The 24,854-nt window shown below is 70.8% G+C and carries 23 protein-coding genes and 1 tRNA gene; 11 read left to right on the top strand and 13 right to left on the bottom strand.

Features of this window, described 5'->3' with window-relative positions:
* Positions 1-76: 76 nt before the first annotated feature.
* Together B7R87_RS12090 and B7R87_RS12095 are read left to right on the top strand one after the other, a co-directional pair.
* Entirely contained in the window at positions 77-739 is a 663-nt protein-coding gene (locus B7R87_RS12090) for a TetR/AcrR family transcriptional regulator (protein WP_100249189.1), read from the top strand.
* A gap of 161 nt (positions 740-900) precedes the next feature.
* Positions 901-1,758, top strand: a complete 858-nt coding sequence (locus B7R87_RS12095) for a lipase family alpha/beta hydrolase (RefSeq protein ID WP_006348741.1) — start codon at positions 901-903, stop codon at positions 1,756-1,758.
* Positions 1,759-1,838: 80 nt separating this feature from the next.
* Here the strand turns inward: B7R87_RS12095 and B7R87_RS12100 are convergent, their stop codons facing one another.
* From B7R87_RS12100 to B7R87_RS12115, 4 genes are all read right to left on the bottom strand, one after another.
* Positions 1,839-2,885, bottom strand: coding sequence for an LLM class flavin-dependent oxidoreductase (locus B7R87_RS12100; RefSeq protein ID WP_006348740.1), 1,047 nt, complete (start codon positions 2,883-2,885; stop codon positions 1,839-1,841).
* A gap of 157 nt (positions 2,886-3,042) precedes the next feature.
* Positions 3,043-3,849 carry a DUF4253 domain-containing protein gene (locus B7R87_RS12105; protein ID WP_006348739.1) on the bottom strand — a complete coding sequence of 269 codons (807 nt, stop codon included), beginning with the start codon at positions 3,847-3,849 and terminating at the stop codon, positions 3,043-3,045.
* 60 nt (positions 3,850-3,909) lie between these two features.
* Complete coding sequence (locus tag B7R87_RS12110) at positions 3,910-4,080, bottom strand: hypothetical protein (protein ID WP_006348738.1); 171 nt, start codon at positions 4,078-4,080, stop codon at positions 3,910-3,912.
* A 94-nt stretch (positions 4,081-4,174) separates the two neighbouring features.
* Positions 4,175-5,437 (bottom strand): nuclear transport factor 2 family protein, encoded by a 1,263-nt coding sequence (locus tag B7R87_RS12115; protein ID WP_130585067.1) that lies wholly within the window; start codon positions 5,435-5,437, stop codon positions 4,175-4,177.
* A gap of 95 nt (positions 5,438-5,532) precedes the next feature.
* On the opposite strand from B7R87_RS12115, the gene B7R87_RS12120 reads away from it, so the two are divergent.
* Positions 5,533-6,411 carry a LysR family transcriptional regulator gene (locus B7R87_RS12120; protein ID WP_006706110.1) on the top strand — a complete coding sequence of 293 codons (879 nt, stop codon included), beginning with the start codon at positions 5,533-5,535 and terminating at the stop codon, positions 6,409-6,411.
* 94 nt (positions 6,412-6,505) lie between these two features.
* On the opposite strand, the gene B7R87_RS12125 is transcribed toward B7R87_RS12120, so the two are convergent.
* Complete coding sequence (locus B7R87_RS12125; RefSeq protein ID WP_006706108.1) at positions 6,506-6,958, bottom strand: GNAT family N-acetyltransferase; 453 nt, start codon at positions 6,956-6,958, stop codon at positions 6,506-6,508.
* A gap of 724 nt (positions 6,959-7,682) precedes the next feature.
* Here B7R87_RS12125 and B7R87_RS12130 point away from each other — a divergent pair.
* Entirely contained in the window at positions 7,683-8,366 is a 684-nt protein-coding gene (locus tag B7R87_RS12130) for a hypothetical protein (protein ID WP_006706106.1), read from the top strand.
* 289 nt (positions 8,367-8,655) lie between these two features.
* Here B7R87_RS12130 and B7R87_RS12135 read toward each other — a convergent pair.
* From B7R87_RS12135 to galU, 7 genes are all read right to left on the bottom strand, one after another.
* Positions 8,656-8,729 (bottom strand) — tRNA-Ala (locus B7R87_RS12135).
* Between the two features lie 61 nt (positions 8,730-8,790).
* Entirely contained in the window at positions 8,791-9,885 is a 1,095-nt protein-coding gene (sepX, locus tag B7R87_RS12140) for a divisome protein SepX/GlpR (protein WP_130585068.1), read from the bottom strand.
* Between the two features lie 141 nt (positions 9,886-10,026).
* Positions 10,027-10,635, bottom strand: coding sequence for a GNAT family N-acetyltransferase (locus tag B7R87_RS12145; protein WP_006706101.1), 609 nt, complete (start codon positions 10,633-10,635; stop codon positions 10,027-10,029).
* Positions 10,636-10,649: 14 nt separating this feature from the next.
* Positions 10,650-11,285 carry a MogA/MoaB family molybdenum cofactor biosynthesis protein gene (locus B7R87_RS12150; protein ID WP_006706099.1) on the bottom strand — a complete coding sequence of 212 codons (636 nt, stop codon included), beginning with the start codon at positions 11,283-11,285 and terminating at the stop codon, positions 10,650-10,652.
* The gene (gene moaC, locus B7R87_RS12155; RefSeq protein WP_006706096.1) at positions 11,282-11,764 is read right to left on the bottom strand and encodes a cyclic pyranopterin monophosphate synthase MoaC; all 483 of its coding nucleotides are present in this window, start codon (positions 11,762-11,764) and stop codon (positions 11,282-11,284) included. Before moaC ends, B7R87_RS12150 begins: the two co-directional genes overlap by 4 nt.
* A 102-nt stretch (positions 11,765-11,866) precedes the next feature.
* A complete protein-coding gene (glp, locus tag B7R87_RS12160; protein WP_130585112.1) occupies positions 11,867-13,198 on the bottom strand; it encodes a molybdotransferase-like divisome protein Glp in 1,332 nt (443 codons plus the stop codon).
* 5 nt (positions 13,199-13,203) lie between these two features.
* Positions 13,204-14,115: a UTP--glucose-1-phosphate uridylyltransferase GalU gene (gene galU / locus B7R87_RS12165; protein ID WP_006706093.1), complete on the bottom strand. Its 912-nt coding sequence runs from the start codon at positions 14,113-14,115 to the stop codon at positions 13,204-13,206.
* Between the two features lie 208 nt (positions 14,116-14,323).
* Here galU and B7R87_RS12170 point away from each other — a divergent pair, with 208 nt between their 5' ends.
* Positions 14,324-15,001 (top strand): 5-formyltetrahydrofolate cyclo-ligase, encoded by a 678-nt coding sequence (locus B7R87_RS12170; protein ID WP_006706090.1) that lies wholly within the window; start codon positions 14,324-14,326, stop codon positions 14,999-15,001.
* A 117-nt stretch (positions 15,002-15,118) separates the two neighbouring features.
* Here B7R87_RS12170 and B7R87_RS12175 read toward each other — a convergent pair whose 3' ends face one another.
* Positions 15,119-18,085 carry a penicillin acylase family protein gene (locus B7R87_RS12175; protein ID WP_006706089.1) on the bottom strand — a complete coding sequence of 989 codons (2,967 nt, stop codon included), beginning with the start codon at positions 18,083-18,085 and terminating at the stop codon, positions 15,119-15,121.
* Positions 18,086-18,340: 255 nt separating this feature from the next.
* Here B7R87_RS12175 and B7R87_RS12180 point away from each other — a divergent pair, with 255 nt between their 5' ends.
* The 6 genes from B7R87_RS12180 (at position 18,341) to mscL (ending at position 24,835) form a co-directional block, all read left to right on the top strand.
* Positions 18,341-19,828, top strand: a complete 1,488-nt coding sequence (locus B7R87_RS12180) for a potassium/proton antiporter (RefSeq protein ID WP_187144632.1) — start codon at positions 18,341-18,343, stop codon at positions 19,826-19,828.
* Positions 19,829-20,451: 623 nt separating this feature from the next.
* Positions 20,452-21,717, top strand: coding sequence for an MFS transporter (locus B7R87_RS12185; RefSeq protein ID WP_045853040.1), 1,266 nt, complete (start codon positions 20,452-20,454; stop codon positions 21,715-21,717).
* A gap of 68 nt (positions 21,718-21,785) precedes the next feature.
* Positions 21,786-22,148 carry an FmdB family zinc ribbon protein gene (locus B7R87_RS12190; protein ID WP_040915965.1) on the top strand — a complete coding sequence of 121 codons (363 nt, stop codon included), beginning with the start codon at positions 21,786-21,788 and terminating at the stop codon, positions 22,146-22,148.
* A 142-nt stretch (positions 22,149-22,290) separates the two neighbouring features.
* Positions 22,291-23,130, top strand: a complete 840-nt coding sequence (locus B7R87_RS12195; RefSeq protein WP_006706085.1) for an S-methyl-5'-thioadenosine phosphorylase — start codon at positions 22,291-22,293, stop codon at positions 23,128-23,130.
* Positions 23,131-23,782: 652 nt separating this feature from the next.
* Entirely contained in the window at positions 23,783-24,157 is a 375-nt protein-coding gene (locus B7R87_RS34270) for an RcpC/CpaB family pilus assembly protein (protein ID WP_332903344.1), read from the top strand.
* Positions 24,158-24,343: 186 nt separating this feature from the next.
* Complete coding sequence (gene mscL, locus B7R87_RS12205) at positions 24,344-24,835, top strand: large conductance mechanosensitive channel protein MscL (protein WP_040915962.1); 492 nt, start codon at positions 24,344-24,346, stop codon at positions 24,833-24,835.
* The last annotated feature ends 19 nt before the right edge of the window (positions 24,836-24,854 follow it).

A 24,854-nucleotide genomic window follows, 5' to 3' on the forward strand; every position in this document is an offset into this window, starting at 1 on the left:
CCTAACCGCCCCCACTGACACCAGGACGTCCCGAGGCCGGGAGCTCCGGAAAACCGGTGACCTGTATGGTGACCCGGTGGTGGGCGCAGCGGTCGGTGACGAGGGGGCGAAGGGCCGGCGGATCCGCGGTCTGGACGCCGGGGAGCGGCGGACCAGACGCCGCGAGGATCTGCTGGACTCGGCCCTGGACCTGTTCTCCGCCCAGGGCTACCAGGACACGTCGATCGAACAGATCTGCAAGCACGCCTATGTCGGGACCAAGAGCTTCTACGAGGTGTTCACCGGCAAGGAGGCCCTCTATCTGGCGCTGCTCGACCGGATCGTCGCGGATGTGACGGGTCGTCTCGTCTCGGCGCTCGAAGCCCTGGAGCAGGGCCGGGACGAGCGGGAGGCCGCCCGGTCGCTCATCCGGCTCTTCGCGGATGCCTTCGTGGACGATGTGCGGGTGGCCCGGGTGACGTTCGGCGAGGGCCGCGCGGTGACACCACCGGCCGAGGCACACCGCCGTCGTAACCGGCGGATGGCGGCCTCGTTCGTCGAAGAGGCCTGGCGGCGGCTCGGCGTGGCGACGGGTCCGCAGGTCCGTGTGGTCGCCATGGGGCTGATCGGCGGCCTCTTCGACATCATCTCCGACTGGCTGCTGGACGCGGACACCGAACGCCCCGCCGACCGCAGGTCGCTCCAGGAGGGCCTCGACCGCTTCTACACGGCGGTCAGCTCCGGACTCGCCTCCTCCTGAAGCACTCCCCACTGAAGCACTCCCCACTGAAGCACTCCCTCCCGAAGCGCGCCCCGGGGTCGGGGTCCATCGGCACGAGTTTTTTGGAAACGGCTCCTTGTTCCTAACAAGTGCCCGTGCTCTACTTCCGGGTAACCCTCCTCGAACAGGGAGTTGCCCCCATGGCCAAGCTCCGCACGTTCCTGACAGCGCTGCTGCTGTCCGTCCTCGCGTCCACCACTCTCGCCCCGACCGCGGCGGCCGCCGCTCCGCCGCGGTCGGGGTGGAACGACTGGTCCTGCCGTCCCAGCGCCGCCCACCCCGAACCGGTGGTCCTCGTCCACGGCCTCGGCGCCAACGACCTGGTCAACTTTGCGACCCTGGCCCCCACGCTCCGCTCGGCCGGCTACTGCGTCTACTCGCAGACCTACGGCAAGACTGTGCTGGGCGGACTGTCCGGCGGGCTCGCCCCGATGGCGGAGAGCGCCGCCGAGGTGGGCGCGTTCGTCGATCGCGTACGCACCGCGACCGGAGCGGCGAAGGTCGACATCGTCGGCCACTCCGAGGGCAGCACCGTCCCGGCGTACTACCTCAAGTACCTGGGCGGGGCCACGAAGGTCGACGACTTCATCGGCTTCGGGTCCAACTTCCGCGGCACCACCCTGAACGGCCTGGCGACCCTGGCCGCCGCCCTGAAGCTCCAGGGCCTGCTGACCGGCGTCGGCTGCGGAGCCTGTACGGACTACCTGCCCGGTTCGACGTTCCTCGCCAAGCTGAACGACGGCCCCGTGGCCGTACCCGGGCCGACGTACACCAGCATCGTCACCCGCTACGACACCGTCGTCACGCCCTACACGAGCGGCCTGCTCACGGGCGACAACGTCACCAACATCGTGCTCCAGGACAAGTGCCGCTGGGATTCGGCCGGCCATCTCGGTCTGGCCGTCGACCCGAACGTCGCCCAGCTCGTCCTGAACCGGCTCGACCCCGAGAACTCCAAGCCGTTCCGGTGCCTCCCCTTCACCACGCTCGGCATCTGACCCACAGCCCGTGCCCCCTCGGAAGGAGGTCCGCCTCCCGAGGGGGCACGACCCCTCCGTAGGCCGTCCTTCGCCGGGTGTCAGGCCAACAGCCGGGCGAACGCGGCCATTTCGTTCTCCGGGTCCACCACGGGGTGGATCACCAGTTCGTCGACCCCTGACTTCGCCAGCGCGTCGATCCGCTCGACGAGCTCGTCCCTGGTGCCGACCAGGCCGAATCTGTCGACCAGGGAGGGCACGATGAGCTCGCGGTCCTCGGGGGACAGCCGTCCCAGATAGTTGCGGTAGAGCGCCTGATGGAACCGGGGATCGGCGGGATCGGTGCCGCGCAGCCGGAGCAGACGGTCGACAGCCGCGGCCTCTTCCAGCGGGAAGGCCTCGCGGAAGTCGGGGTTCTCCGCGCTGAGGATCAGTGCGCACAGCGCGATGTGGCCCATCGAGTCCTTGACGGGATCGCCGTAGCGGTCCTCGCCGTCGGCAAGGATGTGCACGGAGGTCATGAGGTACGAACGGGACTGTTCGGCGCTTCCCGCGTCCCCCGCCGCCGCCTGCCGGGCCCGGCCGAGGGCGGACCAGGCGGCGGGGTCGTGCATCCCGAAGGAGATCAGTCCCGCGCCGAGCCGCCCGGCGACCGCGGCGGCCTTCAGGCCGAACGCCGCCACCACGAACTCCACGGGAGCCTCGGTGTCGACATACGGCCCGACGTGCAGGAATCGCACCCTGCTGGACCGGGGCCCCTCGCGGTAGTCCGCCTCGCGGCCCGCAGTGAGTTCCTGCAGTGCGGCCGTGAACGACTCCAGCTCCGCCATCGTCGTGGGCCGCATGCCGAGCGTCCGGCGCGCCGTGTTGCCGGTGCCGACCCCGCAGACGATACGGCCGGGGGCGAGGGCGTTGAGGCTGCTCACGGCCGCCGCCGCGGCGGGCGCGGAACGCAGTGCCGGTGAGGTGACACCGATGCCGAGCCTGATCCGGTGGGTGGCCTTGGCGCAGAGCGCGAGACTCATGAACGGATCACCGTGAACCATCGGTGTGTCGTACACCCAGAAACTGTCGAAGCCGAGTTCCTCCGCACGGACGGCCAGGTCTTCCACACCCGGCTTTGCCGTCATGACGATTCCGGTCCGCATGGCGACTCTCCTCGCCGTCGAGTGAGCTGGCAGGGCCGCTCCGGCCGCAGTCCCCTGTGGTCCGCGGTCGGGATCAGGGCCGTTGAACCGGGCCGATGCCCCCGCCGTGGAGATCCCTTGCCGGGCTACCGGTGATGGTGCCCCGATGGGTGTGGCTTCAGTCCCACCAGAAGTCCCAGGCGTGGCTGTCGACGAGTCGCTCGGCATACGAGGCGAGGCTCTGGGCGAGGGAGTTCTGCCAGATGTTGTCAGGGCAGAACGCGAAGTGCTCGGCGGCGACGAGGAGGGCGTCCTCTTCCCGTATCGGAGGGGTGGCAATGCTGAGGTGCAGGGTGTCGAACCCGACGGCGACCACTCGTGCCCCGAAGCGCTGTTCCCAGGTCCGCAGCACGGCGGAGAACTTCGCGGTGTCGTTGTCGTAGTTGACGGGCCCTTCCCATCCGGCGACGGCGAGCGCGTCGGCGCCCGAAGCGGCAGCAACCAGTCCGAGCCGCAGGTGCGGCCGGAGGGAGCCGAAGAACCCCGCGTACTCGTCGGCCTCCTTGCCGGGATCGGCCCCTGCGGGACGGCCGGGCGCAAGACCGGGCCACCGCTGCCCGAAGGGCGCGGTGACGGCCGCCCGCCCACCGGCCGGGAGCGCTTCGTCGCCCTCCTCGTCGGCGGTGTGGTCCCGCCACCACTGCGCAAGAAGCCCGGCCGGGTCGTGGGCCTCCGGCGAGGACATGTCTTCGGGAGACAGTTCGCCCGAGGCCCAGGGCCGGAGTTCGCTGTCGTCGGGATCGCGGGAGTCGAGCAGAAGGGGCCACAGCCCGGTACGGGCGTGCTCGGCGCGTATCCGCGCCCACAGCCCCGGGGCGGCGGGGCCGTCACTCAACCAGAGGGCCCCCTCGCCGCCCTGGGCGGAGGCGACCGGCCGACCGGGCGGCAGGGGGGTGTCGAGGAGCGTACGGGGATCGAAGGTCACGCACGGATGCTAAGTCCGGGGTCCGACACTCGGGTGCGGACGGCCGGTTCGGCCGGTCGTTCAGAGGTCGGCCACGAGAAGCCGGTAACCCGCATCAAGAGCTTCACGGTCGAGCAGATCGGCATGGCGCCGGTGCCACCGGCCGGAGCCCAGGCCGTCGGAGAGCCGGGCCAGACCCGGCTGAAGGATCTCGTCACCGGCCTGGGCGAGCAGCGAGATCCCGGCCCGCACGATCGGGGCGCCGGGTACCGGCGTAGGTCGTACCGATGGTGTTGTAGGTCGCCACAACGCGCAGTATGCGCTTGGCGGCAGGGCCTGAACGGGGTTACGGCTCTTCTCCGCCACGGTGGGATCGCTTTCCGCCGCCCGAGCGGTGGTGGCACCGGCTGTCGTGGCGACCATCCACCGCGGTCGTTCCCGGCTCCCACGGTCGGAGATGCCGGTGATACGCCTTGTTGGCAATGCGCCAGCCGCTGTCGGCCCGGATCAGCAGGAAGACGTCGGTGAACGTGTCCGCGCCGTGCGCGAGTGTCATGGTGGCGGTTGCGACGGTGCCGTGGACATCGGCGGAGTCGATACGGCGGGTGCGTGCCTCCTCGTCCGGGGCCGGCCGGCCCGGGAAGAGGGCGCAGTACTCGTCCAGGTGCCAGGAGACGAATGCGCCGTCCCGGATCCCTTCGATACGGGCGGTGGGAAGGAACGCGCCCCGGAAGTGGGCGGGATCGCCGGTGGCGTGTCCTCGGACGTAGGCGCGGAGCGGTTCCAGTACGGCCTCCTCGACGGCGGGGACCGTGGCGGCGACGGCAACATCGGCCTCCGCACCGGCCGCGGTGAGGGCCAGGCCCGTCGCGCTGTGCAGCGGGAGGTCCGACGCGGCGGCGAGCAGAGCCATGTCCTTGGCGAGCGCGCCGATCGTGAACTGGGTCGTGGCTGCGACCGGCTCACCGAGGAGGAAGGGGCGCTTACGAGCCACGAGCCCGCCGAGCTGGCCGAGTTCGAGGACGTCCAGCACCTGGTCACGGGGCAGTCCGAGGGCATCGGCCTGCCGCAGGGAGTCGCGCAGCGCCAGGACGGCTCCGGTGAGGCTGTTGTTGGCAATCAGCTTGAGGGCGGCGGCGGTGGCGGCGTCGCCCAGGGGCCGGACGGTGCCCAGCGTCTCCAGGACGGGCCGAACGCGGCCGAGCGTGCCCCGGTCCGCGGCGGCGAGGATCTCCAGCGCACCGGCGGCGGCCGCCGGGACCGAGCCGAGCAGGGGCGCGTGGACGTACGCCGGGCCGAGCCGCCGGGCCAGCTCCGCTGCCTCGGCGGGCGCGATGGTGCTGGTGTTGAGCACGATCGTGTCCGCCCGCAGCGAGCCGTGCACGCGGTCGAGGACTTGGCGGCAGGCCGCACCGTCGAAGAGCGCCAGGACGACGAGGTCTGCCCGGGCCACGGCCTCGTCCGGGTCATCGGTCGTCTTGACGGTGTCTGCGGTACGCCCCGAGCGCGTCCAGCCGACGACGTCCCGGCCCTGGGCAGCCAGACGCGTCGCGATGGCGCCGCCCATACGCCCCAGGCCGAGAACAGCGATGGTGTGCGGTGTGCTCATGCAGGCGACAGTGGCGCACCTCAGGCAGTGCGACAAGCGCAGATCTGGCAGCTCTGCCCTGCATCACCCGCATACCACCTGGTCATAATGGCTTCATGGACCTGATGGTGTGGCGTGCCTTCGTCACCGTATGCCGGGCCGGATCGCTTTCGGCCGCTGCGGCCGAGCTGAACCACACGCAGTCGGCCGTCTCCCGGCAGATCGCCGGACTGGAGCGGCAGCTCGGCGTGCCACTGGTGGAGCGCCATGCCCGCGGTGTCCGCCCGACCCCGGCCGGTGAGGTTTTCCGGCGCCATGCCCTGGCCACGCTCAACGAGGCCGACCGCGCCGTCCGCGCGGTACGGGACCTCCGTGACGGGGTGTGCGACCGGCCCCTGGCCATCGGAGCGACGCCGTCCCTCGCCGCGGGAGTCGTCCCCGAGGCCGTACGGGACCTGCTGAAGCAGACCGGTCCGGTGCGGTGGAGCCTGCTCCCCGGCCTGAGCGCGCAGCTGCACAGCCGTGTGGTCGCCGGCGACCTGGATATCGCCGTCGTCACCGACGCCCCGCCGGGGCTGCCCGCCGATCCGCGGACCGAACGCCGACTGCTGGGTCTGGACGAGATGGTCGTCGTACTCCCGACCGCCCACCCCCTGGCCGGGCCCGGACCGGTGCCCATCCAGGCGCTCGCCGACCAGGTCTGGGTCGAGGACAACGAAGGCTCCGCGACACTCCTGCGCCAGCACGCCGCCCGCGCCGGAGTCGCCGCACGTATCGACCTCACCGCGGCCGACCTCCCCGGCAAACTGGCCTTGGTCGCCACCGGCCACGCCATCGCGCTGATCCCCGGCGTGCTGACCCGGGCACTGCGGGCCGACGTCACCACGATGCCGCTGGTCGATCCGCCGACCCGCGGCATCTACGCCATCACCCCGCGCCGCGACCCCCACCCCCGCGCGGCACCGCTGCTGGACCAGCTCGCTGCGTTGCTGTAGAAACAGCGGATCCGTCGCCCGCCGGACCACCGCCGCGCAGCGGACCCGACGGGCGATGGCGGCCGGATCTCGCGCGGCAGGGCGAACGGACCTGTCAGAGCTGCAACTTGAAGCCCACGTGCGAGCCCGTGAAACCCAAGCCCTCGTAGAAGCGGTGGGCATCGGTGCGGGCCGAGTCCGAGGTGAGCTGCACCAGTTGGCAGCCCTGGCGACGGGACTCGTCGACGGCCCACTCGATGAGCCGGGCGCCGAGGCCCTGGCCGCGCGCGGAGCTGTGGACCCGTACGCCCTCGATGACCGAGCGGGTCGAGCCTTTGCGGGACAGCCCCGGAATGATCGTGAGCTGGAGGGTGCCGACGACCTCGCCGCCACGATCGGCGACGACCAGCAGCTGGTTCGGATCGTTTTCCAGTCGCTCATAGGCCGACCGGTAGGGAGTCAGATCGTCCGGTGACTCACGGGTGGCGCCCAGCGCGTCGTCCGCGAGCATGGCAACGATGGCCGCAATGTCGTCCCGCACAGCGAGCCGGATGCTGAAAGTGGTCATACGGCGCATGCTAACCAGACGCCCCCTGCAGCAACCGGCTGCCCGACCAGATGCGAATCCAACCCGTTCCGACCCGGTTCACCTCGGAAAGCGCCCAGGCGGCAAACTCACGAGCCCGGTGAGCGTTGGATAGCCCACAGGGCTGGGCCGCCTCGAAGCCGAGGTCCGCGGCGCCCTCGGAAACGACGAAATCCCGCCCGATCTCAACGATCTGACGGGATTTCGTTACCACTCCTGAGCCGACTCAAGAACGGCCTTGCTGTGGGATGTTCACGAACGCCCCTGACCAGGCACTCCAGAGGCGGATGAAGATCGCTTCCCAGACTGCCGGAGATCGTTTCCCACTCCGGCGACAGGGGCGTCCTCCGCTGTCAGAGGCAGAGGCGAGGATGTGCGGCATGACGACTGCGGGTAGCTGGACGCTGCTGATCGAGCCAAACGGCTACCTCGGAGTCACCGAAGATCGAGCCCCTGCCGGCTTCTGCCGGCACAAGGTGGATTTCTCACTTCGTCAACATCAACGCCGTCGGCACATTCCTCTGGGCGGTCGGGATGCTGTCATCTTGATGGCGGGCCGGGGTCCGCCCCGGTAAGTTGGCAATCTTCGGGCGGTGCCAACCCCCGGAGTCCTCGAAGGCGAACGTCCATGATGAACCTCGACCGGTCCCGAGCCCGACTTCGCCTCGACGCCGCATTGGATGGCCTGGCAGCCACCTTTGGTGGGATGACCGCTCACCCCGGCGAGCACAACTGCGAATGCCACTGGGGCAGTGCGGAAGACCTCGCCCAGCTCAAGGTGGCGGACACGGAGCTGGACCCCGACCTCCTGCAGCGCACATGGGCGGCCATCGACTGGAGCGATCACGCATCCGTCCTCCGCAGGATTCTGCCCCAGTTCGCGACGACCCTCGTCAGCGGCCTCATCGAGCCTCCCTTCGGCATGGAAAGGGTCGGGCGCTCGTTCGCACTCGGCCACTGGCAGCAGTGGCCTGCTGAACAGGCCGCGGCGGTCGAGGAATTTCTGCACGCCTGGTGGGCGCACACGCTCACCGATCCGGATCCCGCCGTACCCGCGTACGAGGTCCTCGTACTGAGCGCCGAGGCATCGGGCGCGCTGAGTCCGTGGCTCCACACCTGGGAAGCACTGATCGGACCCGCGGCCGACCAGCACTTGGCCGAAGCGGCGGCACAGTGGGAGTACGAACTGCTCGGTGACCAACTTCCCTGGGACGCTTGGGAGAACGGGGAAAAGATGCGCGCCGAGCTGACTGTCTGGCTGGCCCGCCATGCTCCAACCCGGCTACGTGCCATCGGTGCATCCGAAGAACTACTCCACCGGATACGGCTGCTCGGGGTCACCGGCCCTGACCGCTGGGAGGACCCGCACTGGCCCGGCCACCGCCGGTAGAGACCCGGACGGTGATCACCCGCAAGTGGCACACCACCACCGAGGTCGCCGCCATGCTCGCCTTCGTTCTCTCCAAGACGAAGATCCGCGTCCTCGCCGGTGAGATCCGCTCCGTGAAGGTCGGACGCAACCGCAGGATCCTGGCTGCCCGGGTCGACGACTATGTTCGGCGCGTCACCGCAGAAAAAAGCACCTGGGCGCTCAAGATCCAAAATGGTTGCTGTACTTTGCTGCTTGCACAGCCAAAGAGCCCCCGGCGGGAATCCCCGCCAGGGGCTCTGAGCTGCTGTGGACCTGAGGGGATTCGAACCCCTGACCCCCTCGATGCGAACGAGGTGCGCTACCGGACTGCGCCACAGGCCCTTGCAACGAGTGAAACCTTAGCACCCCGATCGGAGTGCTTGGAAATCCGTTCCTTCGCAGGTCACTCGTTGGCTGCGCGGGGGCGGTCGTCGTCCGCGTACTGGTCGAAGAGGGGGGTGCGGCCGTGGTCGCGCGAGGGGCGGCGGGGTGGGGGTGGGGGGGCCGCGGAAGGTGGTGTGGGGTCCGCCGTCGACGAGCGGGCCGAGCTCCAGGTCTCCGGGTCGTTCATGTCGATGCCGCTCGTGGCGCGCGGGGCGACCGGGGCGGTGACGTAGGTGGGGAGCGGGACGGGGACCGGGTCCCAGCTCTGGCCGGAGGCCGGGCCGCGGTCGCGCTGCTGGTCCACCCATTCGGCGTGATCGGTCTGCTCGACGAGGGCGCGGCGGCCCGCCTCCTGGGGGGAGACCGGGGCCGGCTCGGGCTCGGGGCGGGGCTCCGGGGCCGCGGGCTCCGGGCGGGGGTCGGCCGCCGGGGGCTGGTGGCGGTGGTGGCGGGTCTCGCGCAGGCGCTGGGCCGCGGCCTCCGCCCGGCGCCGGTCCATGACCACCACGAAACGCCGCCGCTCCTGGGTGCGGAGGTAGGCGATATAGGCGCTGAGCATCACCGCGGGTACCGCGGGCGCCCACAGGAAGCCGAGGCCGCCGACCGCGGCGACGACGGAGCCCGCCGTGAACGTCAGGAAGAGCAGCACCGTCGTGCGCCGGCGGCGGGCCAGCGCCTTGCTGCGGCGGGCGCGCTCGGCGGCGGCCCGGCTGGGGCGCGGCCGCGGGCGGCGGGCCGGGATCCGGTCGGCCTGGTCCTGGGCGGGCCGGGGCGCCGGATCCGGTGCGGGCCGGGGCGGCTGCGCCGGGTCCGGAGCCTGGGCCCGGACCTCGGTGCGGGGCGCGGCGAAGGCCCGGACGTCCACGGTGCTCAAATGCTCCGTGGCCGCGTCCGGGTCGACGTCGGATTCGGGCTGCTCCGGGCTGCGGTCCAGCAGCTCCTTGGCGTACCGGCGCTCCATCGCCCCGCGTCCGGACAGCAGCCGGATGGCGGTGGAGAAGCGTTCCGTCGGACGTGCCTCGTTCAGCTCGTCCTGCCTGCGGAGCCACATCGGCACCAGGTAGGCGGCCCAGGCCCCGACGATGACTGCGTAGATGAGGCCGCTGCTGCTCACGGTCACACCGTAGAGGGATTCTCGCAAGGACATCCGCCAATTGGGCCGGTGTGTCGCCCGATCCCGCTGATATGACTGACTTTTTTTGCGATTGTTCGGATCATCACACGGCCCAAGGGAGATTGAATTCGAACAGATTTTTCATTTGTGAGGCGTCTCGGGACGGGTGCGGCGGTGCCAGCGGCTGAGCAGGCCCTCCGGGACCTCCTCCGCGGTCAGCGCGAACACGAGATGGTCCCGCCAGGCGCCGTCGATGTGGAGATAGCGGGGACGGAGTCCCTCCTCGCGGAATCCGAGTTTCTCCACGACCCGCCGGCTCGGTCCGTTCTCGGGCCGAATGCACACCTCCATACGGTGCAGTCCGACCGTGCGGAAGCAGTGGTCCGTGGCCAGTGCGACGGCCGTCGGCATCACTCCGCGGCCCGCGACCTCGCGGTCCACCCAGTACCCCACGTGCCCCGAGCACATGGACCCCCAGGTGATCCCGGCGACCGTCAACTGGCCCACCAGCCGCCCCTGGTACTCGATGACGAACGGCAGCATCCGGCCCGCGTTCGCCTCGGCCCGCAGATGGCGCACCATCTGGCGGTACGTCGGACGCTGTGCGAGCGGCGCGCCGGGCGCGGGCGGCGGGATCGTGGCCTCCCAGGGGCGCAGCCAGTCGCGGTTGCGCCGGTTGACCTCGCGCCAGACGCGCTGGTCGCGCAGCCTTATCGGGCGGAGGACCACATCGCCGTCCGCCAGGACCACCGGCCAGGGGGCGTTCAGCTCCGACTCCCTGAAGGTCTGGTGCCGTCCCGGTGTGCCACGGACGGGTCCGGGGCCGGGTCGGGGCCCGGGGTGGTGTGGTCCGCGCCGCGGAGCTGGTCGACCGCGTGCGGCAGCACCTTCTCCAGCACGGCCAGGCCGTCCCGTACGCCACCGGGCGAACCCGGAAGGTTCACCATCAGCGTACGGCCGGAGACACCCGCCAGGCCTCGGGAGAGGGCCGCCGTCGGGACCTTCGCGGCGCCGTGGGCGCGGATCGCCTCCGGGATGCCGGGGATCTCGTAGTCGAGGACCGCGCGGGTCTGCTCGGGGGTGCGGTCGGTGGGTGACAGGCCGGTGCCGCCGGTCGTGAGGATCACGTCGTACGCTGCGGCGATCCCGTCGCGCAGCGCCCGGCCCACCGGGTCGCCGTCGGGGACGACCAGCGGGCCGTCGACCGTGAATCCGAGCGCGGCCAGGCCCGCCGCCAGCAGCGGGCCGCCGCGGTCCTCGTAGATTCCCGCCGACGCCCGGTTGGACGCGGTGATCACCAGGGCGCGTCCGCGGGGGGCCGGGGCGGGCTCCTCCGGAGCCGTACGGTCTGCGGGGTGGGCGGGGTGCGCATGGCTGCGGACCTCGCCGCCGCGGCTCACGGCCGGCTCCAGTCGCCGGACTTCCCGCCCGTCTTCTCCTCCACCCGTACGTCCGTGATCACGGCCGCCTTGTCGACCGCCTTGACCATGTCGACGACGGTCAGCGCCGCCACCGTGACCGCGGTCAGGGCCTCCATCTCCACGCCCGTGCGGTCCGTGGTCTTCACGGTCGCGGCGATCTCGACCGCGTCGTCGGCGACCGCGAGCTCGACCTTCACTCCGGAGACCGCCAGCGGATGGCAGAGCGGGATCAGCTCCGGGGTCTTCTTGGCGCCCATGATGCCCGCGATCCGGGCCGTGGCCAGTGCGTCGCCCTTGGGGACGCCCTCGCCGCGCAGCAGCCCGACCACCCGGGGCGACACCAGCACCCGGCCCGAGGCGCGTGCGGTCCGCGCGGTGACGTCCTTCGCCGAGACGTCGACCATACGGGCCGCCCCCGACTCGTCGATATGCGTGAGTCCGCCGGCTTCTGTACTCATTCGCTGTTCGCCGCTCCCGGTCCGGGCTGGGGGTGTCGGTGGGTGTCGTCACGGCGCGTACGGGCCCGTGTGCGCAGCCACCGTACCGTCAGAGGCGCCTGGTCAGCCCAGGAGGACCACCTCGACGTCCGCGCCGGGTTCGAGGGAGGTGTCCGCCTCGGGGACCACGATGAGGCAGTCGGCGTGGGCGAGCGCGGCCACCAGATGGGAGCCCGTGCCGCCGACCGGGGTGACCGCCCCGGCATCGGGGTCGTACGTCCCCCGGAGGAACTGTCTGCGCCCTTCGGGCGACCGCAGCGGCGCATCGGCCTTGAGCCGGGCCCGCACCCGGGGCCGGTGGACGTCCGGCATTCCCATCAGGGTCCGGATCGCGGGCCGGACGAACAGCTCGAAGGAGACGTACGACGACACCGGGTTGCCGGGCAGGGCGAGCAGCGGGGTGTGGTCGGGGCCGACGGTGCCGAAGCCCTGCGGCTTGCCGGGCTGCATCGCGAGCGTACGGAAGTCGACCCCGCTGCCCGATCCACTGCCCGGCCCGCTGCCGTCGTCGCCGCCCTCCGTCTCACCGACTTCCGAGAGCGCCTCTTTCACCACGTCGTACGCCCCCACGCTCACTCCGCCCGTGGTGACGACGAGATCGGCGCGGACGAGCTGGTCCTCGATGGTGGCCCGGAGGATTCCGGCGTCGTCGGTGACCGCGCCGACCCGGTAGGCGATGGCTCCCGCGTCGCGCGCGGCGGCGGCCAGCGCAAAGCTGTTGGAGTCGTAGATCCGGCCCTCGCCGAGCGCCTCACCGGGCTGCACCAGCTCGCTGCCGGTGGAGAGGACGACCACCCGCGGGCGGGGCCGCACCCGCACGGCACCGCGGCCGATCGCGGCCAGCAGCCCGATCTGGGGCGGTCCGAGAACCGTGCCGCGGGCGAGCGCGAGGTCTCCGGCGCCCACATCGCTGCCGCGCTCGCGCACATGCGCGCCCGCAGCGGCCGGGCGGTGGATCCGGACCTCTCCGCCCGCCGCCGCGGGCTCCGACCCGGCCGGGAGCATGGTCGTCGCCGCACCGCCGCCCGTACCCCCGTCGGTCCACTCGACGGGGACGACGGCCTCGGCTCCCGGCGGCAGCGGCGCGCCCGTCATGATCCGCGCGGCCTCGCCGGGACCCACGGCCGGCAGGTCGGCGCCGCCCGCGGCGATATCGCCCACGACCGTCAGCACGGCGGGGAACTCCTCCGTCGCGCCCTGGACGTCGGCGACCCGCACCGCGTACCCGTCCATGGAACTGTTGTCGAAGGGGGGCAGGGCGACGGGCACGGTGACGTCCTCGACGAGGACGCAGCCCTGCGCGTCGGCCAGGTGCAGCTCAATCGGGTCGAGCGGCCGGATCGCCGCGAGAATGTCCTCAAGGTGGTCGTCGACCGACCAGATCGTGCTGCTCAACGCGCTCAATTCGGCTGCATCTCCTCGGTCACATAGCTCCGGAGCCAGTGCCGGAACTCCGGTCCCAGATCTTCACGTTCGCACGCGAGTCTGACAATCGCCCGCAGATAGTCCCCGCGGTCGCCGGTGTCGTACCGCCGCCCCTTGAAGATCACCCCGTGCACGGGGCCGCCGATCTTCTCGTCCCCGGCCAGTTTCTGGAGGGCGTCGGTCAGCTGGATCTCGTTGCCGCGGCCCGGTTCGGTCTCGCGGAGTATCGCGAAGACGGCCGGGTCGAGGACGTAGCGGCCGATGATGGCGAGGTTGCTGGGGGCCTCGGACCGCTCGGGCTTCTCGACGAGCTGGGTGACGCGTACGACGTCGGATTCGGCGGTCGTCTCGACGGCGGCGCAGCCGTACTGGTGGATCTGGGCGGGTTCGACCTCCATGAGGGCGATGACGCTGCCGCCCTCGCGCTCCTGGATCTCCACCATGCGCGCGAGCAGCGGATCGCGCGGGTCGATCAGGTCGTCGCCGAGGAGTACGGCGAAGGGCTGGTCCCCGACGTGCGGCGCGGCGCACAGCACCGCGTGGCCGAGGCCGCGCGGATCGCCCTGGCGGACGTAGTGCATGGTGGCGAGGTCGCTGGACTCCTGAACGGTCTTCAGCCGGTGCTCGTCGCCCTTGCGGGAGAGCGCCTCCTCCAGCTCGTAGTTCCGGTCGAAGTGGTCCTCCAGCGGGCGCTTGTTGCGCCCTGTGATCATGAGTACATCGGAGAGCCCGGCGGCAACGGCTTCCTCGACCACATACTGGATCGCCGGTTTGTCGACGACAGGCAGCATCTCCTTGGGAGTGGCTTTGGTGGCCGGGAGGAAGCGCGTACCGAGGCCGGCGGCGGGAATGACCGCCTTGCTGATCCTGGGGTTCGACTCAGTCATGCCCGGCACAATATCCGGTGCATATGCGGGGAAGATCAGGCTCCGGTTGAGTTCTCGCTGGTTAAAGCGCATACGAGGGGTTTGTGAGCGGCGAATGAGGCATGAACGTTCCGGTGGGCTGTCCGAAAACGGAGCGGGTACGGGCGGGGCAGCGGGCGCCCCGGCGGAGGGGGGTCGGGAGCCTCGGGAAGTAGGAGAAAGCGGGGGTGTGGGGGGTGTCAGAAACGACAGTGACACCCGGGACTCCAGGGAAAGCGGAACCGGTAGCCCAGCCGCGCATCCCGCCGCTTCCGCCCCGCCCGCGGACGGGAAGCGGGCCCTCCGCCGCACCCTGCTGGACGCCCGCGCCCGGCTCACCCCCGAGGAGACCGGGGCCGCCGCCCGCGCCCTGACCCGGCACGCCCTGGAGCTGCCCGAGCTCACCGGCGCCCCGACCGTGGCCGCGTACGTCTCCGTGGGGCGTGAACCCGGCACCCGCGCTCTGCTCGACGCGCTGCGCACGCGGGGCGTACGCGTCCTGCTGCCCGTCCTGCTCCCCGACGACGATCTCGACTGGGGCGAGTACGAGGGCGCGGACCGGCTGGTACGCGCCGGACGCGGGCTGCTGGAGCCGGACGGCCCCCGGCTCGGGCCCGGCGCCGTACGGGAGGCGGAGGCCGTACTGCTGCCCGGGCTGGCCGTGGACGGGCGCGGGATGCGGCTGGGGCGGGGAGGCGGTTCGTACGATCGCGTACTGGAGCGGCTCGCGGCCGTCCCCGTACCGCCGTGCCTGGTGGTGTTGTTGTACGCGCACGAGGTGGTGGCGCAGGTACCGGAGGAGGCGCACGACCGGCCCGTGCACGCCGTCGTCACTCCGGACGGCGTACGGCGATTCACGCGCGCCTGAAACGGAGGCCCGCGCGCGCCGCGGCCAGGGGTGCGGAACGGCGCGGGGCCCCGGCCGTGATCCCGGCCGGGGCCCGCGTACCGCATCTCCGGGCGTCAGCAGCCCCGGGGAATCCGGTTACTGCTGCGATTCCGTCGTTTCCGCGGAGTCCGGTGCCTCCGCCGAATCCGTCGAATCGGGTGCTTCCGATTCTTCCGACGGGACGAGGGTCAGGGTGTCGACCGTGTTCTCCTCCACCGCCTTCTCGGTGAAGGACCAGTCGAGCAGCTCGCCCTTGGCCCATTTGTCCGTCTGGTCGGTGTAGTGCGCGCTGTACGCGTGCCCCGACGCACCGGTCAGGTTGATCCAGCGCGACTTGTCCCAGTCGCCGACGTTGACCACCATCCGCATGGACGGCACCCAGACGACCTCGTATCCGGAGGCAGCGTTCCAGCCGGTGGCGTTCACCGTCGCCTCGCCGCCGCCCAGATTCCACGGGCCGCGGTTCAGCAGATGCTGGAGCAGGCCGGGGCCCTCCTTGCCGAGCGTCTGGTTCTTCAGCGTCAGCTGGTGCAGCCGGCCCCAGTTCCAGGTGTCCATGTCCTTGCCCAGCTCGGCCGTCAGCTCCCAGCGGGCGTCCTCCATGGCCCGGGCGAACAGCTCGTCACGGGTCTTGGTCGCCTTGTCCGTACGGCTGGCGGGCGAGGTCCACCAAGGGTTGTCCTCGTCCTTGTAGATGCTCTGGACCACCTCGAACCAGCGGTCTCCGCCGTCCGGCTGCGCCGAGTCGCCGTCCCGCTCGCCGCACTCGATGACCGGTTCGATCCGGTCGTCGGGCCCGGTCGCACCGGCCGGGGCAATGCTCAGGCAGTCACCCTCGGCGCGCAGCTCCTTCGGCAGCTTGTTGCCGAAGGCGAGCTTGAGGATGTTGCGCCAGACGGCGTTGAAGTACGCGGCGGCGGCCGAGTCCGGCTCCTGGCTGTAGTCCCAGCCCTCCAGCAGCTTCTGCGCCTCGCGGACGTTGGGGTCCTTGATGTCGAGCTTGATGAGGATGGGGTTCAGCAGCGAGGCGATCTCGCTCCTGTTGTCCATCTGCATCGTCCGCATGTCCTCGGTGGAGATCTTTCCGCCGTCTTTGATCTTCTGCTCGATCATCTGGTTGATGCGCTGGCTGCGGGCGCCGTATCCCCAGTCCTTGGTCAGCAGATGCGGGTACGACTCGTCGATGACGGCCTGGTTGGCGGTGACGATGTAGCCGCGCTCCGGGTCCTCCTCGTACGGCATCTCCTCGAAGGGGACGGGGTCCTTCTTCCAGTAGTACGCGGGGTCCCAGCCGGGCGCCGGACGGGTGCCGTCGCCCGTGGCGCGGACCGGGATCCGTCCCGGGGCCTGGTAGCCGATCTTGCCGGTCTTGTCGGCGTAGATCAGGTTCTGGGACGGCACCTCGAAGTTCTTGGCGGCCGCGCGGAAGGTGCGGAAGTCCTTGGCGCGGTTCAGGGCGAAGACGGCGTCCATGGACTTGCCGGGCCGGAGCGCGGTCCACTGGAGGGAAACGCCGTAGCCGGTGGCGCGGTCGGGGGCTTCGTCGTCGACCGGGGCCTTCACGCCGACGTTCTCCAGTTCGGTGGAGCGGTCGGAGATCAGGGGGCCGCGCTTGGTCTCCCGGACCGTGATCGTCCGGGGCTTGCCGCCCGCGACCTTGATGACCTCCCTGCGGACGGTCAGCTTCTCCTCGCGGTCCTGCTTGGTGTCGGTGACGTAGCTGTCACCGGAGACCTTCTCCAGATAGAGGTCGGTGACGTCGGCACCCAGATTGGTCAGACCCCAGGCGATGTCCTGATTGTGTCCGATGATCACACCGGGCATACCGGAGAAGGTGAACCCTGCGGTGTCGAAGGTGCAGGTGCTGGAGAGCTTCCGGCAGTGCAGGCCCATCTGGTACCAGAGCGACGGGAGCTGGGGGGCGAGGTGCGGATCGTTGGCGAGCAGCGGCTGGCCGGTGGTCGTGAAGCGGCCGGAGACGACCCAGGAGTTCGAGCCGATGCCGTCGCCGTTGGGGCCCAGCAGGGCGGGGATGCCGTCGAGGCTCTCGGCGATACCGGCGAGCTGGGTGTTCACACCTTCGACGGCGTCGGCGGCGTCGGTACCGCCGGTGAAGCCGTCGCCGGGGCCGCTGTTGCCGACGAGACCGGAGCCCTCGCCCGTACCACCCTGTCCGGAATCGGAACCGGATTCGGTGTTACCGCTGCCGTTGCCGTTGCCGTTTCCGCTGTCGAGCTGGGAGCCGCTGCCTTCGTTGTTGTCGCCGTCGCGCTTGTTGTCGGAGGGGTCCGCCTTCGGGTCGAAGACGCCCTCGGACTCGTCGACGGCGCCGTTGCTCATGATCGGCTTGTTCGTGCCGTGCCGATAGGCCGGATACAGCTGGTTGATCTGCGGGGTGTCCAGACGGGACTCCATCAGAGCGCGGTCGATCTCGTCCTGCATATTGCCGCGCAGGTCCCAGGCCATCGCCTTGAGCCAGGCCACCGAGTCGACCTCGGTCCACGGCTCCGGCTTGTAGTCGTTGGTGAGGGCGAGGGCCGCGTACTCGACCGAGAGCTCCTTGCCCTCCTTGCCCTTCAGATAGGCGTTGACACCGTCGGCGTACGCCGTCAGGTACGCCTTCGTGTCCGCCGAGAGCTCGGTGTCGAACTCCTTCTGCGCGACCTTTCGCCAGCCGAGCGTACGGAGGAAGGCGTCCGTCTTGACCTGCCCGGAGCCGAACATCTCGGAGAGCCTGCCGGCCGTCATATGACGCCGTACATCCATCTCCCAGAAGCGGTCCTGCGCCTGGACGAAGCCCTGGGCGCGGAAGAGGTCGGCGTCGCTGTCCGCGTAGATCTGCGGGACGCCGTAGTCGTCGCGTTTGACCTCGACCCGGCCCTCAAGGCCCGGAATGTCGATCTCGCCGGTCGTCTGGGGGAAGGAGGCGCGGACGGCGTCGACGCCCCAGTAGCCGCCGTAACCGATGCCGCCGAGCAGTGCGAGCACCAGGACGATCACGAGCAGGCGGCCGCGTCGCCCCTTCTTCTTCTTGGGGGAAGAGGCCGTTGTGTTGGAGGGCATCGCTGTCCTTCGAGGCGCAAGCTGGTCCTGGAGTGCTGGAGCAACCATAGGCGCAGCGGCCCCACGCCCCCGACGCGGTATCCGTCAGTGCCCGACCGGAGCGCCACCTTGCGCCCCATTCACGGCAGTTGGCGAACGGGAACAACTATGTGGTCACAGGCGTCAAGAAAACGTTAAAGATTAGGTAAGGTAACGAAGTGTCGCCGCCCGGAATCACCGTCCGGCACGTAGAGGCGCGAAGGGAAGGATCGGCCACTGACTGTTCACGACCTCAACGAGCTCCTGTTCAGCGGCGCTCTCGTCCTGCTGATCGCCGTCGCTGCGGTACGCATCTCGTCCCGTAGCGGGCTCCCCAGCCTGCTGCTGTATCTGGGCATCGGGGTGGCCATCGGCCAGGACGGCATCTTCAATGTCACGTTCAACAACGCCGAACTGACGCAGGTCATCGGTTATGCCGCCCTTGTGGTGATCCTTGCCGAGGGCGGCTTGGGCACCAAATGGCAGGAGATCAAACCTGCGTTGCCCGCGGCCGTCGCCCTGTCGACCGCCGGTGTCGCGGTGAGCGTGGGCATCACGGCTGCCGCGGCGCACTATGTCGTCGGTCTGGAGTGGCGTCAGGCGCTGATCATCGGTGCGGTCGTCTCGTCGACGGACGCGGCGGCAGTCTTCTCCGTGCTGCGGAGGGTGCCCCTGCCGTCGCGGATCACCGGTGTGCTGGAAGCCGAGTCCGGCTTCAACGATGCGCCCGTGGTCATCCTGGTCGTCGCCTTCTCGACGGCGGGACCGGTGGACGACTGGTACGTCCTCGTCGGGAAGATAGCGCTGGAGCTGGCGATCGGCGCGGGCATCGGCCTCGCGGTGGGCTTCGTCGGGGCCTTCGGGCTGCGGCATGTGGCGCTGCCCGCGTCCGGTCTGTACCCGATCGCCGTGATGGCCATCGCGGTGATCGCGTACGCGGCCGGGGCGATGGCCCACGGCAGCGGCTTCCTCGCCGTCTATCTGGCCGCCGTCGTCCTCGGGAACTCCGGGCTGCCGCACGCCCCGGCCAGCCGCGGTTTCGCCGAGGGGCTGGGCTGGATCGCGCAGATCGGGATGTTCGTCCTGCTGGGTCTGCTGGTCACCCCGCACGAACTGGGCGACGACCTGGTCCCGGCGCTGCTCATCGGTCTGGTGCTGACGATGGTGGCCCGGCCGCTGTCGGTGCTGTTCAGCCTGATTCCGTTCGGCATTCCCAAACGGGAACAGGTGCTGCTGTCCTGGGCCGGGCTGCGCGGGGCCGTGCCCATCATCCTGGCGACGATCCCCATGGTGTCGGGGGTCGCGGACAGCACCCGCGTCTTCAACATCGTCTTTGTGCTGGTCGTCGTCTACACCCTGGTGCAGGGGCCGACGCTGCCGTGGCTGGCGCGGGCCCTGAAGCTGGGCCCGGGCGCGCCCTCCGATCTGGGCATCGAGTCCGCGCCGCTGGAGCGGCTGCGGGGGCATCTGCTCTCCGTCGCCATTCCGGAGGAGTCGAAGATGCACGGTGTGGAGGTCGCCGAGCTGCGGCTGCCCGCCGGGGCTGCGGTGACGCTGGTCGTCCGGGACGGGAAGAGCTTCGTACCGCTGCCGTCGACGGTGCTGCGGCGCGGGGACGAGCTGCTGGTGGTGGCGACCGATCCGGTACGGGACGCGACCGAGCGGCGACTGCGGGCCGTGGGCCAGGGCGGCAAGCTGGCGGGCTGGCTGGGGACGGCGCGCTAGGCAAGGGGGTACGGGGGCGGTACGGGGGCTGCTGAGGCAGCCGGAAGCGGTCGGCCACCCAGGCCCGACCGCTTCCGGCGGGCGGGTGCGGTCGGTAGCGGCCGCGCCCGCCCGCCTTGCCCGGCCGGGAACAGCCGGGCAAGACCGGGAACCGCCCGGCAAGGCCGGGAACGGCCGGGCAGCCGGTACGGCCGGGGTGCGAGCCGCCGGAAGCGCACCCGCCCGGCTCCGGAAGGCGCTGTTCCGGGTGCCTCCCGGAACGAGCGGCTACGATGAGGGCACACCTTTGATCGACCACCTCTGCCTGACGCAGAGCTGGCGCGACCGTATGGCGGCCGCGGTGTCTCGGACGTCCCCGCTGTGGACCGGGCCCCGGTATCTACCGCAGTTCTGCGCGAGTGGACAGCTCTCGGCGGCCCCATAAGGCTCACAGCCCGTGGGAGCCGCTACCAGGCGGCAGAAAGGCACGGACCGTGGACTCCGCGGTCACCGACACCGGCGACGGCCGCCCTCAGGGCCCGACCGGCCGCCCCGGCGGCGGAAATGCCGACACCGCCTCCGGCAACACCACCGGCAGCCCTTCCGGCTCGCCGAAGGACGGCGGCCGTCCCGGGTACGGGCAGCTGCTGCGTACCCCCGGCGTCTGGACGTTCCTGCTGCCGGGCTTCGCCGCCCGGCAGCCGTTCGCGATGCTGACCATCGGCATCATCCTGCTGGTCCAGCACACCACCGGTTCGTACGGCAGCGCCGGCGCGGTCGCCGCGGCGGCCGGTGTCTCCATGGCGCTGTTCGCGCCGCAGAGCGGCAGGCTGGCCGACCGCTTCGGGCAGCGGGCCGTCCTGCTGCCGGGTGTCGTCGTGCATGCCGCGTCCGTCTCCGCGCTGATCGCCCTGGCGCTCGCCGACGCTCCCTTGTGGGCGCTGTTCACCGCGGCGGTCCCGACGGGTGCCTCCGTACCGCAGATAGGGCCCATGGTCCGGGCCCGGTGGGCGGCCAAGCTCGACGGATCGCCGCTGATGCCGACGGCTGCGGCGTTCGAATCGGTGACGGACGAGTTCACCTTCGTCGTCGGCCCGGTGCTGGCGACCGCGCTGTGCACCGGAGTGCACCCGGCCGCCGGTCTGATCGCCGAGGGCATCCTGACCCTGGTCGGCGGCCTCCTGTTCGCCGCTCAGCACCGTACGCAGCCGCCCGTCCTCCGGCCCGGCGGTGCCACCGGTACCACCGGCGGAGGGCGTGCTTCCGCGCTCTCGGTGCCCGGTGTACGCGTCCTGGTCGTGGCCTTCCTCGGTATCGGCTCCGTCTTCGGCGGTATGCAGGTCTCCCTGACCGCGTTCACCGAGGAGATCGGCAATCCGGGCGTGAACGGCGTCCTGTACGGCATATTCGCCGCGGGCAACATGCTGGCCGGGATCGCCTGCGGAGTCGTCGCCGCGAAGAACGGGCCGCTGCGGCGCATGGTCATCGGGTACGTGGGCCTGGCCCTCAGCGTCTCCGTGCTCTGGTCGCTGCACTCCGTGATCCTGCTCGGCGCCTTCGGCCTGCTGGTCGGGCTCTGTATCGCACCGGCCCTGATCAGCGGATACACCCTGGTGGAGAGCCTGGTGCCGGCTTCGGCACGTACCGAGGCGTTCACCTGGCTGACCGCGGCCGTGGCGCTCGGGCAGGCGGTCGCGGTGACCTCGGCGGGGCAGCTGGCGGATGCGCACGGCGCGAGCGCGGGATTCCTCGTTCCGCTGGTGGGAACCGTACTGGCGCTGGCCACCCTGCTGGCGCTGCGCACCCGCCTGATGCCCGGCGGCGGACGGACCGCGGGGCGGATAGCGGCCCGCGGAACGGCCCCGGAGGCCAGTGGCGAGGATCACCGCTCGCCGGTGCCGGTGGACTGAAACGTTGGAATAGGTCACTATAGACCGTCGTTAGCACTCACTGAGTGAGAGTGCCAGGAGGAAGACAAGTGCCGACCTACCAGTACCAGTGCACCGAATGCGGCGAGGGCCTTGAGGCGGTGCAGAAGTTCACCGATGACGCCCTGACCGTATGCCCGAGCTGCGACGGACGCCTGAAGAAGGTGTTCTCCGCGGTCGGCATCGTCTTCAAGGGTTCCGGTTTCTACCGGAACGACAGCCGCGGCGCGTCGTCGAGCTCGTCCCCGGCGACCTCGTCGAAGGGCTCCGGCTCGGAGAAGACGGCAGCGTCCTCCGGTTCTTCGGACTCCTCCGGTTCCTCTTCGTCCTCCTCCGCTTCGTCCTCTTCCTCGTCGTCGGCGGCGTCTTCGTCTTCTTCGTCGTCGTCGACCGCGAGCACTTCGGCCGCCTGAGGCCGTACGAGAGGCTCCTGGACCCCGTCCGCCGTGTGCGGCCGGGGTCCTTGCCGTACCCCGGGCCGCGGGTCCCGGGCTCCGGTTCCATGGCGGATTTCCGGGGGTTCCGGCCCGCCCGCGCGTCGATAGTGTGATCGGTATGGCGAACACCAACGCAGAGATCGGCGTGATCGGCGGCTCGGGGCTGTACTCCTTCCTGGAGGACGTCACCGAGGTGACCGTGGACACGCCGTACGGCAGCCCGAGCGACTCTCTTTTCCTGGGCGAGGTGGGCGGCCGGAAGGTCGCCTTCCTCCCCCGACACGGCCGGGGTCACCGGATTCCGCCGCACCGCATCAACTACCGCGCCAATCTGTGGGCACTGCGGTCCGTCGGCGTACGGCAGGTGCTGTCGCCCTGCGCGGTGGGCGGACTGCGCCCGGAGTACGGGCCGGGCACCCTCGTCGTACCCGATCAGCTCGTGGACCGTACGAAATCCCGGACCGAGACGTACTTCGACGGGGAGACACGGCCGGACGGCGCCGTGCCGAACGTGGTGCACACGACCTTCGCCGATCCGTACTGCCCGGCGGGGCGGGCCGTGGCGATGAAGGCGGCGCGCGGCCGCGACTGGGAGCCGGTCGACGGGGGCGCGCTGGTCGTCATCGAGGGGCCGCGGTTCTCGACCCGGGCCGAGTCCCGCTGGTTCGCGTCCGAGGGGTGGTCGATCGTGGGGATGACCGGGCACCCGGAGGCGGTCCTCGCCCGCGAGCTGGCGCTCTGCTACACGGCGCTGGCACTGGTCACGGATCTGGACGCGGGAGCGGAGACCGGTGAAGGCGTCTCGCACACCGAGGTGATGCGGGTCTTCGGCGAGAACGTGGGGCGGCTCCGGGAGGTGCTCTTCGACGCGGTGGCGGCGCTGCCGGCGGAGGTGGAGCGGGACTGTCTGTGCGTGGGCGCGCACGACGGCTGGAACCTGGGGATCGACCTGCCCTGACAGGGCGGGACGGGGTCGGGTCGGATCGGGGTACGGGCTCGCCGGATGCGGGCCGCCGGGCGGGCGGCGGGACACGGGAATGGTGGAGGAGTGGGCCGGTGGGGGGTGTGTGGGTGAGGAAGTTGTCCACAGTCGGCGGCCTGTCCACAGGCGTCAGCGGGATGCCGGCGGAAGGCGGATCGTGAGGGCATGCGGCCGGTGACGGCCGGGTCCGGTCTTCGACGACAGGCGGTGCCCGACGATGTCCGTTCTCCCTCCTTCCCCTTCCTCCTCGTCCCCGTTCTCTCCTCTTTCTCCTTCTCTTTCTCCCTCTCCTACGGGGTCTTCGCCTTCGAGGTCTTCGCCTTCCGGGTCTCCCCCGCATCCCGCGGGCTCGTTCCTTCCGCCGCCGTCCGTCCCGGGCCCCCGGAGCGTGCCGGAGTTCCCGCCCCTGCGGGTACGGGGCGGGACGCACCGGCTCCGGAGGGCGTTGCGGCGGCGCGGGCGCGTGCTTGCGGCCGGGCTCGCGGTGGTCGCGGCTGCCGTGGCCGCATCGGGTGCCCGGAGCGCTGTGGGGACGGACGGTGCTCCGTCGTCCGCCGGTGCGGCTGCGCGTGGCGGGCCGGGGGCCGTGGGGACGGCCGGACCCCCGGTGCGGATGGTGTCGGCTCCCGTGCGGATCGCCGATGCGGAGACGGTACGGCTGCTGCGCCCCGGCGACCGGGTCGATGTGATCGCGACGTCCGGCCCGTCTTCCGGGCCGGGCTCGGGGCCCGGTCCGCGGGCGGGCGCGGGCTTCGGGCCGGACAGCGGGACGGACGCCGGAGCGGAAGACCGGGCGGACCGTCGGACGGGCGATGCCCGGGTGGTGGTGTCCGGTGTGCGGGTGACCGCGGTTCCCGAGCCGCCGGAGGGGCCTGAAGGGCTTGAAAGGCTTCAAGGCGACGGCGACGGCGGGGCGCTGGTGGTGCTCTCCGTGCCACGGGCGTCGGCCGCCGAGCTCGCGGGTGCCGCGGCCACCTCCCGTCTCGCGGTGACGGTGTGCTGACGGCAGCGGGACGTGCCCTCGCGTACGGCACCGCCCCTGCTCCGTCCCTGCAGGCGGCCCCGGTTCGTACTGGCGTACCTTCGTTGCGTCTCCCGGTCACCCGGAATTGGACAGCGCGACCACTGTGTGCCGTAGGTTGCGGAGCGCTTAGCTCCGAATACCGCGTTCGCAACGAAAGGCTCAGTGGTGACCGAGAAGAAAGTCAGCGTCCTGGAGGGCTTCAAGACCTTCCTGATGCGCGGCAATGTGATCGACCTGGCGGTTGCCGTCGTCATCGGCGCGGCGTTCACCCAAGTGGTGAACTCCGTTGTGAAGGGGATCATCAACCCTCTGGTCGGCGCCTTCGGCACCAAGGACCTCGACGCCTACAGCTCCTGCATCAAGGGCACCTGCCAGGTGGTGAACGGCGAGGTGCAGGGCATCAAGATCCTCTGGGGTTCGGTGCTCGGCGCGACGCTGAGCTTCCTGATCACGGCCGCGGTCGTCTACTTCCTGATCGTCTACCCCCTGGCCAAGTACCTGGCCCGCAAGGCGGCCCGGGACGCGGCGAAGGAAGGCGCGAAGGAGGTCGTCGAGCTGTCGGAGCTGGAGGTCCTCAAGGAGATCCGCGACGCGCTGGTCGCGCAGTCCCGGGGCAACGGGACGGCGGGCGGATCTGCGGGGCGGCCCCTGCCGTAGCCGGTCTGTCGGCCGGAGG

Origin of the sequence: Streptomyces tsukubensis (genome assembly GCF_003932715.1) — a bacterium.
In the GTDB taxonomy this organism is placed as follows: domain Bacteria; phylum Actinomycetota; class Actinomycetes; order Streptomycetales; family Streptomycetaceae; genus Streptomyces; species Streptomyces tsukubensis.

What these genes read in the sequence shown, in the direction of transcription:
- B7R87_RS12095 (WP_006348741.1), top strand. Translation starts at nt 901, where the DNA reads ATGGCCAAGCTCCGCACGTTCCTGACAGCGCTGCTGCTGTCCGTCCTC.
- B7R87_RS12100 (WP_006348740.1), bottom strand. Translation starts at nt 2,885, where the DNA reads ATGCGGACCGGAATCGTCATGACGGCAAAGCCGGGTGTGGAAGACCTG.
- B7R87_RS12115 (WP_130585067.1), bottom strand. Translation starts at nt 5,437, where the DNA reads ATGAGCACACCGCACACCATCGCTGTTCTCGGCCTGGGGCGTATGGGC.
- B7R87_RS12120 (WP_006706110.1), top strand. Translation starts at nt 5,533, where the DNA reads ATGGACCTGATGGTGTGGCGTGCCTTCGTCACCGTATGCCGGGCCGGA.
- B7R87_RS12125 (WP_006706108.1), bottom strand. Translation starts at nt 6,958, where the DNA reads ATGACCACTTTCAGCATCCGGCTCGCTGTGCGGGACGACATTGCGGCC.
- B7R87_RS12130 (WP_006706106.1), top strand. Translation starts at nt 7,683, where the DNA reads ATGACCGCTCACCCCGGCGAGCACAACTGCGAATGCCACTGGGGCAGT.
- moaC (WP_006706096.1), bottom strand. Translation starts at nt 11,764, where the DNA reads ATGAGTACAGAAGCCGGCGGACTCACGCATATCGACGAGTCGGGGGCG.
- galU (WP_006706093.1), bottom strand. Translation starts at nt 14,115, where the DNA reads ATGACTGAGTCGAACCCCAGGATCAGCAAGGCGGTCATTCCCGCCGCC.
- B7R87_RS12175 (WP_006706089.1), bottom strand. Translation starts at nt 18,085, where the DNA reads ATGCCCTCCAACACAACGGCCTCTTCCCCCAAGAAGAAGAAGGGGCGA.
- B7R87_RS12195 (WP_006706085.1), top strand. Translation starts at nt 22,291, where the DNA reads ATGGCGAACACCAACGCAGAGATCGGCGTGATCGGCGGCTCGGGGCTG.